Genomic DNA, 11,774 nt, shown 5'->3' with positions numbered 1-11,774 from the left:
GTATAATTTATTTTTGATTAGAAATTAATTGCTCGCTAACTTTCTTATATAAAGCAGCCATATCGTTTTCACCATATCCAGCTTGACTCGCTTCATCATATACGTTTAGTAACATTTCGCTTACCGGTAAATGGAGTTCGCTTTCCTTAGCTAAGTCAACTGCAAATCCTAAATCTTTCTTCAATAAGTTCACAGTAAATCCTGGCTCATAGTTTTCAGGTGCTATAAAACTTTTATAATTACGTTCATAAATTCTACTTTGACCGTAACTTACATTTAAAATATCAAACATTTTATCTAAATCCATATTGTTCTTTTTCGCTAATGTTAAAGCTTCACTCACACCAGCTGTATAAAAACCAATTAATAAGTTATTAATTAACTTAACAGTTGTACCACTATCAATCTGCTCACTAACGTGGAAAATGTTCGCGCCTAGTACGCCCATGATAGATTCCGTTTTCTCATATACCTCTTTTGATCCACCAACCATAAACGTTAATGTACGGTTTTCGGCTCCGATTACACCACCGCTCACAGGTGCTGCTAAAAAGTCTACTTTCTTTTCCTTTGCAGCTTCCTCTAATTGTTTGTTTAACTGCGGCGATACCGTACTTGTATCAATGAAAACCACATTCGAGTGACCATTTTCAAATAATCCTTCTGCTCCAAAATATACCGCTTCAACAGCGCGAGGTGAAGGTAAACTTGTAAAAACTACATCACATGTTTCTGCTAGTTTTGAAATCGATAGACCGATAATTCCGCCTTCTTTTTCAAAGGACGCTTCCGCCTCTTTATTTAAGTCCACGCCATATACTGTGTAACCTGATTTAACTAGATTTTTTGACATCGGAAGACCCATGTTACCTAAACCGATAAAACCAATCTTTTTCATATCGCTTTCCTCCTATTTACACAATATATTTCCCACGATTTATAATAGCTTTCGCAATTTCCCTCTTCTTCGTAAATACGTTCGTGTATAAAGGTACTAATAATTGACGGATTTCAACTAAAATCACATGTCTATCTTGTTCTTCTGTGACAGCCGCTGAAAGTACAGAAATCGCCGCTTCTTCTACTTTACGGTATCCTTCTTCACAAATAACATCCGTTATTAGTTGCTTCGTACGTTCTTTTTCCTCTCCATTTTTACGTACCGCTTTTCTCGTACGTAAAAACGCTGATTCCATGACGTACACGTCCGTCAACATATTTGATATTACACGTGAATATTCTTGTTCTTGGTCGATTTTTAGACCTGGAGTTTTAGAGAGCGTTTTCAAAGATTGTTTCAACAATTTTTTCGCTAATAAAATGTAACGATGGTTTCTTTCTACATTTGCTACATCACTTTCTACTTCAGTATCTTCTAATTGTTCGATTTGCTTCATTAACATTTTTGCAACTGTTAACCTATTAATTTCGTTAGTTCCTTCAAAAATACGACTAATTCTAGCATCACGATATAATCGTTCTACCTCATACTCTTGCATATAACCGTAACCACCATGAATTTGTACAGCTTCATCTACAATATAAGCAAGTGTTTCAGAAGCATTTACTTTATTCAGTGCACATTCAATTGCAAATTGGGACATTTTCTCCATAAGATCTTCATCGCTCTCATGAATTGCTTCATCGATTACACCTGCTGTACGATAAGCTGCACTTTCGGCTCCATATGTAGCAATGATCATATTTGCAATTTTCTCTTGAATCATCGTAAAGTCTACTAATTCCGTTTGGAACTGTTTTCGCTCTTTTCCATATTGAACCGACAAACCAATTGCTTGTTTTGCTGTTCCAATATTTCCAAAAGCAAGTTTAAGTCTAGCAAAGTTAAGAATATTAAGGGCTACGTGATGCCCTTTCCCAACTTCCCCTAAAACATTATCAGCAGGGATGACAACATCTTCTAAAATAAGAGTCGCTGTTGAAGAACCTTTAATCCCCATTTTCTTTTCTTCTAATCCAATAGATACACCTTCACATGTTCTTTCGACAATAAACGCTGTCATTCCTTTATTTGTCTTCGCAAAAACAACGTATACATCTGCCATATGAGCATTTGTAATCCATTGCTTCTCACCATTTAACTTCCAAGCTGTTCCCTCTTCATTCAATACGGCGCTTGTTTTTGCACTTAATGCATCCGAACCAGCATTTGGCTCTGTTAAAGCATAAGCCCCAATCCATTCTCCCGATGCGATTTTCGGTAAATATTTTTCTTTTTGCTCTTTCGTTCCATAATATATGTAAGGCAATGTACCGACACCAGCGTGTATATTAAAAGAAACGCTAAACGCACCAGCGTAACCCATTTTCTCTGCTACAAGACCTGAGACAGCCTTTCCTAACTCGAACCCGCCATAATCTTCTGGTACCTCAATGCCTAATAATCCAAGTTCCCCAGCTTTCTCAAATAATTGACGAGAAACTTTATAGTTATGTTGTTCAATATTCTCCATTTGTGGAACAATTTCTTGTTTAACGAATTGTTCTGTCGTTTTTGCGATTAAATCTTCATCACCTGAAAAATCTTCTGGTGTAAAGTAAGTATGATTTATATCTTTATTAAGTGAAAAAAATTCATCCCATGGTAACTTCGTTTTCTCCATATGTATCCCCCTATCATTCGGCTTTCATAGCTTTTTGCTTATGCTCGTCTACGATGAGTGGAATATCTTTTTTGAAAATAGAAGGCGATGATTTTTCACATCAAGCATTTTATTTTGCCAAAGATGTATTTTCATCGCCTTCGCTGCTTTATCTATTGATCTTCTGATAATACTGTTTTTGCAATACCAGTATCTAACTCTTCAAAGTCATGATATGAAATTGTTTCGTATAATTCACTTCTCGTTTGCATATTAGAAAGTGCATCTTTTTGAGAACCTGTTTCTTTAATTAAAGCAAACACATTTTCATACGCTTTCGCTGCAACGCGAAGTGAAGTTACAGGATAAATAACCATTTGGAAACCCATATTCGCAAATTCCTCTGCACTATAATATGGAGTTTTTCCGAATTCAGTCATATTCGCAAGCAAAGGTGCATTTACCTTACTATTAAATAGACGGAATTCTTCCTCTGATTGAAGCGCTTCAGGGAAAATTGCGTCTGCACCTGCTTTTACATATGCATTTGCTCTTTCAATTGCTTCATCTAATCCTTCAACGCCACGAGCATCAGTACGTGCTACAATGTATAAGCTCGGTGCAACTTCTTTAATCGCTTTAATTTTTTGAACCAATTCTTCTGTAGTAACAAGTTTCTTACCATTTAAATGTCCACATTTTTTTGGTAATTGCTGATCTTCAATTTGGACAGCTGCTACTTTCGCTTCCACCATTTCTACAGCTGTTCTCGCCACATTTAGTACACCACCAAATCCTGTATCAATGTCAACAAGAACAGGTAAGTCTGTAGCTCTTACTAAATCTCTTGCTCTCTCAGCCACTTCAGTAGACGTCACGATACCTAAATCTGGTAAGCCTTTACTTGCAGTATAAGCAGCTCCTGATAAATAAAGAGCTGAAAAACCTGTATTTTTCGCAACAAGAGCTGCCATTGCATCATGAGCACCTGGAATTTGCAAAATTTCATTTGCTTCTACTAAAGCTCGGAATCGATTCGCAAGCTCCTCTTGTGTTGACTGCTTTTTCACAACCCAAGCCATTCTAAATTCCCCCCTATTATTAAATTAAGAATAGATCTACAAATTCGTTTACATTCATATTTTCTAGTTTTTCTTCATTTAAACAAACTTCATGAATTTGTTCTTGTTGCTTACTAGAATAATGACCTGCCATATTTGCAGTGAATTTTTGAACAACTTTTGGAATTGCTTCGTCTCTACGGAAGCGGTGACCAAGTGGATATTCACATTCCACATTTTCTGTTACTGTGCCATCTTTAAAGTGAACTTGAACAGCGTTGGCGATTGAGCGCTTGTTCGGGTCAAGGTAATCTAAACTGTACTGTTTGTTTTCAACAACAACCATCTTATTACGTAATTCATCTACACGTGGATCGTTTGCTACTGCATCTTCATAATCGTCTGCAACGATATCTCCTTTTAATAAACCAATTGCCGTAATGTATTGTAAACAATGATCACGATCAGCTGGGTTATTTAATGGACCTTCTTTATCAATAATACGAATTGCTGATTCATGAGTTGTAATTGTAATACGGTCAATTTCATCTAATCTCTCTTTAATTTCCGGATGCAACTTCACTGCACATTCTGCAGCCGTTTGTGCATGGAATTCTGCTGGATATGACACTTTAAATAATACATTTTCCATTACATATGACTCTAGTGGTCTTGCTAATTTTAATTCTTGTTTATTGAATAATACATCTTGGAATCCCCATCCTGGCGCAGATAATGCTGTTGGATAACCCATTTCACCTTTTAGAGCAGTCATTGCAAGATGAACACCGCGGCTCGTTGCGTCGCCTGCAGCCCATGATTTACGTGAGCCCGTATTTGGAGCATGACGATATGTACGAAGACTAGAATTATCAATCCACGCATGTGATAATGCATTAAAGATTTCTTCACGTGTTCCGCCAAGCATTTTCGCAACTACTGCAGTTGTTGCTACTTTTACATATAATACATGGTCAAGACCAACTCTGTTTAAGCTGTTTTCTAAAGCAAGTACGCCTTGAATTTCATGTGCTTTAATCATCATTTCTAATACTTCACGTACTTTTAAAGCTTCTTTTCCTTCTGAAATACGAACACGGCTAATATAATCTGCAACTGCTAAAATTCCGCCTAGGTTATCAGATGGATGTCCCCACTCTGCTGCAAGCCAAGTATCGTTATAGTCTAACCAACGGATCATACATCCGATATTAAATGCACCTTTTACTGGATCTAGTACATAAGACGTACCTGGTACACGTGTACCATTTGGCACGATTGTTCCTGGCACAACTGGTCCTAGTAATTTCGTACATTCTGGATATTGCAGTGCTAAAATTCCACATCCAAGTGTATCAAGTAATACGTAACGAGCTGTACTGAATGCTTCTGCACTAGTAACCTCTTTATTTAATACATAATCGGTAATCTCTTCTAATAATGCATCTTTTTGCTTAATTTCATTTGTTTTAATCATGCTATTCTTCCCTTTCTGTCGAAAATTCGTTATTATTAATGATGGGTGTCGGTCAAACACCCATCTGGCGGGCGGCGCTAACAACTCCCCAGTTGTTCTTATTTACTAAGTACATGTCGCTCGCCAATATAATTTACACGAGGACGGAACAAACGATTATTTGCATGTTGCTCAATAACGTGCGCACATAACCCCACTGTTCTAGAGCTAAAGAAGATTGGTGTGTAAAGTTGAATTGGAATACCTAACATCCAATATACTGGAGCTGCATAATAATCAAGATTTGGATAAATTCCTCTTTCTTTTTCCATAATCTTTTCTCCAGCTTCACACATTTCATATAGTGTATAATCACCTTTTACATCACATAACTGTTTTAAAGCTTCCTTCATCATAAGTGCTCTTGGATCCATCTTCTTCATATAAACACGGTGTCCAAAGCCCATAATTTTTTCTTTGTTATATAGTTTCTTCTGTAATAACTCTTCAAATTTCTCAACATTACCAGCTTCTAAAAGCATGTACATAACCGCTTCATTTGCACCGCCATGTAAACTTCCTTTTAAAGATGCAACTGCACCTGTTAAAGCACCGTATAAATCTGATTGTGTTGATGCAATAACGCGAGCTGTAAATGTAGAGTTTGGCATTTCATGCTCACTATATAAAACAAGGGAACGATCAAAGATCTTTTCCTCAAGTTCAGTTGGTTTTTTACCAGTTAACATATAGAAGAAATTCGCACTATAAGATAATTCTTTAAGAGGTTCAATTGGCTCCTCATTATTTAAAATATGATAGCTATTCGCTACAATGTTTGGCACTTTACTTAACAGCTTGTACCCTCGGCTTTTATTCACTTCTAACGAGCGGTTTTCGATATCATTATCGTAACCAGCTAACGCTGACACACCTGTACGTAATCCATCCATGGGATGCGTCTCTTTAGGCAATGCCTTTAGTACGTTGAATACACCTTCTGGTACTGCATATTCTTCTTTTAATTTCTTTTCAAGTGTTACTTTTTCATCTTCATTCGGTAGGTGTTCCTCCAATAAAAGGTGCACAATGTCTAAATACTCTTTTGTTTTTGAGAGTTCGATTAAGTCATACCCTTGAATTACAATTTCACCTTTTACTGTGTCAAGAAACGAGATTTTCGTCTCCGCTGCCACTATACCATCTAATCCCGGGGAAAATTTCTCTTCAGCTTTCATCATTATTTCCTCCAATCCTAATAGATCTTCGTGCACATAACTGTAAGCCTTTACAATATTGTGAAACTACATTTCTATTTCAATGTATCAGAGTTTTTAGAAGATTTCAATTTATTTTATAATGATAAGTTTCCTACACTTTTCTTACTGTAACAATACAATTTTTTGAAAATAATTCTTATATTTTATAAAGAAAGGATAGACTTCTTTGCGTATTTTCAAAAACAAGATATAAAGATTTTTCATATAACACCGCCAAATATACAATTATTCTAATTTTATTTGAGAAATAGAAAAAACGAGCTGTACATAAATACAGCTCGTTACTATATGATATTTATTTCACTATCTCTTAAATATAATTTTTATATAAAACTTATTCATTTTTAATAAAGTTATTATTTTACATAATTAAATTGAATTTCTTCCATTTCCTCATGATAACTTACAAATAAATCATAGTTTTGAAAATACCAAAGATCATCAGAATCTACAAAAAATATAATACCTTCCTTCTCAACTGACACTATTTCGCCATCGGGTTTCTCAGCAACAACCCCTAAAGAATATCCGGGCTGAATTGAACTATCCCCTCCGTACCTTACAGTAAAACGTACAGATTCACCGTGCTTTATACGTAATTCTTCCTGGAACCATTGCAGAGCTTTACGATCAATTGAAATTCTCATCTTTATTCCTCCAGTTTACGCAAACTCTTTTTTTCCTAATCGTTGTTTTACAAAGAAGACGAAAATAATTAAGGCTATCAATGCTGAAATTGCACTCCCTGAAAATAAAATACGATAACCAAACATTTGTGAAACAACTCCAAGTAAAATAGCACCTAACCCGATTCCTAAATCAAACGCTGTAAAAAATGAAGCATTTGCAACTCCTCTTTTACTCGGATCGACAATTGTAAGCATTGCCGCTTGCAAAGCTGGCTGCGCTGAACCAAATCCAATACCGTATAATGTTGCTGCGATAATTACACCTATCAAACCATTTGAGATAGTTAAAACAACTATAGCTAAAATAGTAATACATAATGCTGGAAGTATGATGAATACTTCTCCATACTTATCTAATAGTTTCCCTGAAATTGGTCTTACAATTGTTAATGCAATTGCATATACAAGAAAGAAAGTTCCCGGGTTTACATGAATTGATGATGCAAATAACGGTAAAAAGGTTGTTATTCCTCCATATGCAAACGATAAAAAGAATACTACAATCGTGATTGTTAATACGGATTTCTCAAATAGCTGAATTTTCCCTTTTTCTTTTTGTGGCGTAAATGGGATCTTCGTTATTAATGATAATACAACTGCCATAAAAGATAACAACGTCGCTAATAAAAATAGACCATCAAATGAATAATTTTGCACAACCCATAATCCAATCATAGGTCCAATCGCCATTGCAATTGTCATCGCCATCCCATACCAACCCATACCTTCACCGCGGCGTGAATCTGGAATAATATCCGTTATTGCTGTTCCAACAGCTGTTGTAGAAACAGCCCATGTTACTCCGTGAATAACACGTAAAACAACTAAAAGGACAATAGTCGATGCTATATTATAGGAGTACATCGTTAAGCCAAAAAAGATGAGTCCGAAAATAATAAAGGATCTTCTACCATATTGATCTAACATTCCTCCAATAATCGGTCGTATTACAACAGCAGCTATTGTAAACATCCCCATCATAAGTCCAACTTGCGATTCATTGCCGCCTATCTCTTTAATAAAGAGCGGGAGCGTTGGAACAAGTAAATAAAATCCTGTAAATAAAAATAACATTGCGAAAGTCATTTGAATAAATGATTTCGTCCATAATCGTTCCATAAAAATACCTCCATACACTCGTAAAATATTACGATTAACACCCTCATTGTATATTTTTTTTATCTCTTTTCCCTCCTCAAATAGACGTATCTTTTCATATTAAATAGTCCACCATCAGCTTACATTAGTCTTAAGACTTTGTACGCATATTTTAAACGAAAGTCCTATATATGTACCTTTATACGTGTGAAAAGAATATACTAATTTATTAACACAACTTAGGAGTGAATATTTTATGTGGGTATTATTAAGAGTAACTGCCGTAGTTCCTTCGACTCCTGGGATACATGTTCCTGCAGTTCATACAGCTAGCTCCGATGTAGGAATTGAACTTCCCGCAACTTGGCAGCAATATCAAATTCCCGGTCAAGTTATCCCATCATTTTGGCATCATGGTACACACCCCAGTAGTACTCCCATTCATAGCCATAGTTATCCTCCACTACCTCCGACTCAAGTCTTTTATCATTTCCCTTCAATTTTTTTTCAAAATTTTCATGGTACGTTTAACATTTAATAGCTATCACTGTATTACCCCTACATTTTAATAAGGCGAACCTTTAATCCAGTTTCAACATAACAAAGTCGAATTCCTTAAATAAGAAATTCGACTTTTTAATTGTTTTTCAAACTAAAGTAACCGTTAAAGAAAGACATTTATTAAAGATTTGAATATAATTTTTACTTATTTAATACTTTATATGATTCATCATAGTTAGTCCCTTTGCAGGATAACCAACACATACCATCATTTGCAAGTAGACTTTTCTCTCTTTACGTTAATTCACTCTTTTTCTTCTATCCAGCCCTTAACATTACATTTTCTGTAGCAAAATGAAAAAAGCACTTAAGATTGTAAATTTCCACAAATCTTAAGTGCTTTTTGAAAACTTTTCTATAAATTTTTCTTATTGTCCATTATTGGCAGGAACCTCTCCTGCATTTCCACCATTATTTGGTTGTACTGTTGCAGGTGGGGTTGGAGTTCCTTGACCTCCATTATTATTCGCTGGAGGTGTCGTTCCTTGACCTCCTCCGTTATTCGCTGGAGGTGTCGTTCCTTGGCCTCCTCCGTTATTTGCTGGAGGTGTCGTTCCTTGGCCTCCTCCGTTATTCGCTGGAGGTGTCGTTCCTTGGCCTCCTCCGTTATTCGCTGGAGGTGTCGTTCCTTGACCATTTCCGTTATTTTGTTCATTTTGTTTCTTTTCTTCTTCTTGTTTCTTTTGCTCTTCTAGTTTCTTTTGTTCTTCTTGCTTCTTAAGTTCCTCTTGTTTCTTTTGTTCTTCTTGTTTTTTCAGTTCTTCTTGTTTCTTTAATTCTTCTTGCTTTTTCTCTTCTTCAGTTTTTTGCTGTTGATCTTGTTTTGGTTGCTCCGTTGTATCCGGTACGCTAGTATTTGGCGATGAATCACGTTTTTCACCTTTTATACGTAGCTCACTACCTTCTTGAATAACGCTACTTGGCATTTTAAAGCGTGATTTATCTGTAGCCATTTCACTCATCATTTCTTTAAAAATCAACTGTGCAATTTTCGTATTTTTACTACTAATATACTCGTCTTTGCCATCTTTCATATACCCAGTCCATACTGCCATCGTATATTGCGGTGTATATCCAGCAAACCAACTATCACGAGTTGCACTTTCTGGAATTTTATATTGAGCTAATTGTTTTGATGAGTAGTTTGTCGTACCCGTTTTACCAGCTACATCTAAAGATGCTATATTTGCAGCTGTACCAGTACCTGATGTAACTACAGAACGAAGCATATCTGTAATCATATATGCTGTAGAGTCTGCCATAACTTGTTTTGGTTTTTGTCCAAAACTTTGTGACTTACCATCTGGATAAACGACTTTCTTAACAAAATGCGGTTTCGTATATTTACCCTCATTACCAAATGCCGCATAAGCGCCCGCTATTTCAGTTGGTGATACTTCATTTGTACCAATCGCTGTTGATTCAGTCGGTGCTGCATTAAATGTAATTCCTAATTTCTCAGAGAAGTCTTTTGATTTATTAATTCCCACTTCTTTCGCAGTCTTAATTGCTGGGATATTTCGTGACTTTTCTAATGCTACACGCATTGTAATAGGGCCCATATGACTTCTATCTGCATTTCGAACTTCTTGACCCGTTGAATACTTAAATGGAGAGTCATCAATTTGATGGTACGTAGCCCATTTTAAATATTCAATTGCAGGAGCGTAATCGAAAATCGGCTTCATCGTTGAACCAGCTGCACGATCTAATTCAATTGCCATATTATGCCCTTTAAATACAGCTTTATTTTCTCCACGGCCACTACCTATAGCACGAACTTCTCCTGTTTTCGTATCCATAAATGTGAATGCACCTTGGAATTTATCGTTCGGATAATCAATGATATTATTATTTAAAATATTATCAGCAAGTTTCTGTGCTTTCGGATCTAACGTTGTATAAATTTCTAAACCGTCAGAACCGATATTAGCATCTGGTAATTCTTTTTCTACTTCTTTCACAACTGCATCCATAAATGCAGGGTATGGCATTGTTTGTAGTTGAGCTGCAGGCTTAAGCCCCTTTTCTACGTCAACTTTTGATGCTTCTTCCATTTCCTGTTTTGTTATATATCCATGTCGGTTCATTAAACTTAGAACAACATTTCTTCTTTCTGTTGCTTTTTGAACATTTTCTTTTTTCGTTGGATCATAGTTATTCGGTGCTTTCGGTAAACCTGCAAGCATCGCAACTTCTGGTAATGTTAAGTCCTTCAATTCTTTACCATAGTAGTTTTGTGCTGCTGTTGCGATACCATATGAACGATTACCTAAGTTAATTTTATTTAAGTACATCTCTAATATTTCATGTTTTGAATACTGTTGTTCTAGTTTATAAGCTAGATATATTTCTTGCGCCTTACGCTTTGGTGTTTTATCCATTGATAAGAAGTAGTTTTTAATAACTTGCTGCGTTATCGTACTTCCACCTTGAGAGCCATAATCTCCTTTAAGACTCACTAAAACAGCACGGGCAGTACCTTTAAAGTCTACTCCGCTATGCTCATAAAAACGTGAATCTTCTGTCGCTAAAAATGCATTTTCTACTAATTTAGGTATTTGATCATACGTAACATTCGTCCTTTTTTCTTTTCCATATTCATATACCAAATCCCCGTTTTTATCATAAATTTTTGAGGATAACGGATTAACAAGTTTTGCTTTTTCCAGTTTTGGTGCGTCCTTAATCATTACGAAAAAGGTAGCAACCCCCGCCACTAAACCAACAATACCAAGTAATAAACAAGTAATTAAAAACTTGCGAAAGAATGATGTTTTACCTTTTGGTTTTTGTGTTTTAGAAGCTGGCTGTTTTTTCTTTTTAACTTGTCGTCGTTCCTCTCGAGAACGATAATTTTCTGACATGTTACTTTCTCCTGCCTTTCAATTCTCCCGTTGATTTACTTAAAAATATTGAGGTCACCTTCTAAAATGAATTTGATTAAGAAAGTATATTGACCTGGAGCATTCAATATTTTCCTAATTCACAGATTATAAATTTTAGAATACTTCTTATACAAACTA

Annotated in this window: 9 protein-coding genes; 1 reads left to right on the top strand and 8 read right to left on the bottom strand. The window is 35.7% G+C overall.

The genetic code is table 11. The features are described from left to right. Nucleotides 1-7: 7 nt before the first annotated feature. The 7 genes from CGQ22_RS07490 to CGQ22_RS07460 all read right to left on the bottom strand — a co-directional run bounded on the left by CGQ22_RS07490 (nucleotide 8) and on the right by CGQ22_RS07460 (nucleotide 8,208). Nucleotides 8-898 carry an NAD(P)-dependent oxidoreductase gene (locus CGQ22_RS07490; RefSeq protein ID WP_000719411.1) on the bottom strand — a complete coding sequence of 297 codons (891 nt, stop codon included), beginning with the start codon at nucleotides 896-898 and terminating at the stop codon, nucleotides 8-10. 16 nt (nucleotides 899-914) lie between these two features. Next, nucleotides 915-2,624, bottom strand: coding sequence for an acyl-CoA dehydrogenase family protein (locus CGQ22_RS07485; RefSeq protein WP_089148459.1), 1,710 nt, complete (start codon nucleotides 2,622-2,624; stop codon nucleotides 915-917). A gap of 152 nt (nucleotides 2,625-2,776) precedes the next feature. Continuing rightward, a complete protein-coding gene (gene prpB / locus CGQ22_RS07480) occupies nucleotides 2,777-3,685 on the bottom strand; it encodes a methylisocitrate lyase (RefSeq protein WP_000312639.1) in 909 nt (302 codons plus the stop codon). A 19-nt stretch (nucleotides 3,686-3,704) separates the two neighbouring features. Beyond that, nucleotides 3,705-5,141 (bottom strand): 2-methylcitrate dehydratase, encoded by a 1,437-nt coding sequence (gene prpD / locus CGQ22_RS07475; RefSeq protein WP_000598123.1) that lies wholly within the window; start codon nucleotides 5,139-5,141, stop codon nucleotides 3,705-3,707. Between the two features lie 98 nt (nucleotides 5,142-5,239). Further along, nucleotides 5,240-6,361: a citrate synthase gene (gene mmgD / locus CGQ22_RS07470; RefSeq protein ID WP_139032742.1), complete on the bottom strand. Its 1,122-nt coding sequence runs from the start codon at nucleotides 6,359-6,361 to the stop codon at nucleotides 5,240-5,242. A 395-nt stretch (nucleotides 6,362-6,756) separates the two neighbouring features. Continuing rightward, complete coding sequence (locus CGQ22_RS07465; RefSeq protein ID WP_001222842.1) at nucleotides 6,757-7,047, bottom strand: HesB/YadR/YfhF family protein; 291 nt, start codon at nucleotides 7,045-7,047, stop codon at nucleotides 6,757-6,759. 15 nt (nucleotides 7,048-7,062) lie between these two features. Next, complete coding sequence (locus CGQ22_RS07460; protein ID WP_000440667.1) at nucleotides 7,063-8,208, bottom strand: MFS transporter; 1,146 nt, start codon at nucleotides 8,206-8,208, stop codon at nucleotides 7,063-7,065. Between the two features lie 235 nt (nucleotides 8,209-8,443). Here CGQ22_RS07460 and CGQ22_RS07455 point away from each other — a divergent pair, with 235 nt between their 5' ends. Further along, entirely contained in the window at nucleotides 8,444-8,725 is a 282-nt protein-coding gene (locus tag CGQ22_RS07455; protein ID WP_089148457.1) for a hypothetical protein, read from the top strand. A 391-nt stretch (nucleotides 8,726-9,116) separates the two neighbouring features. Here the strand turns inward: CGQ22_RS07455 and CGQ22_RS07450 are convergent, their stop codons facing one another. Continuing rightward, complete coding sequence (locus CGQ22_RS07450) at nucleotides 9,117-11,615, bottom strand: transglycosylase domain-containing protein (RefSeq protein ID WP_001293948.1); 2,499 nt, start codon at nucleotides 11,613-11,615, stop codon at nucleotides 9,117-9,119. Between the last annotated feature and the right edge of the window lie 159 nt (nucleotides 11,616-11,774).

The sequence above is a fragment of the Bacillus sp. M13(2017) genome (genome assembly GCF_002218325.1).
GTDB lineage: Bacteria > Bacillota > Bacilli > Bacillales > Bacillaceae_G > Bacillus_A > Bacillus_A thuringiensis_K.
Note: the sequence above shows the minus strand (reverse complement) of the source record. Positions and strands in the feature narration are given on the sequence as shown.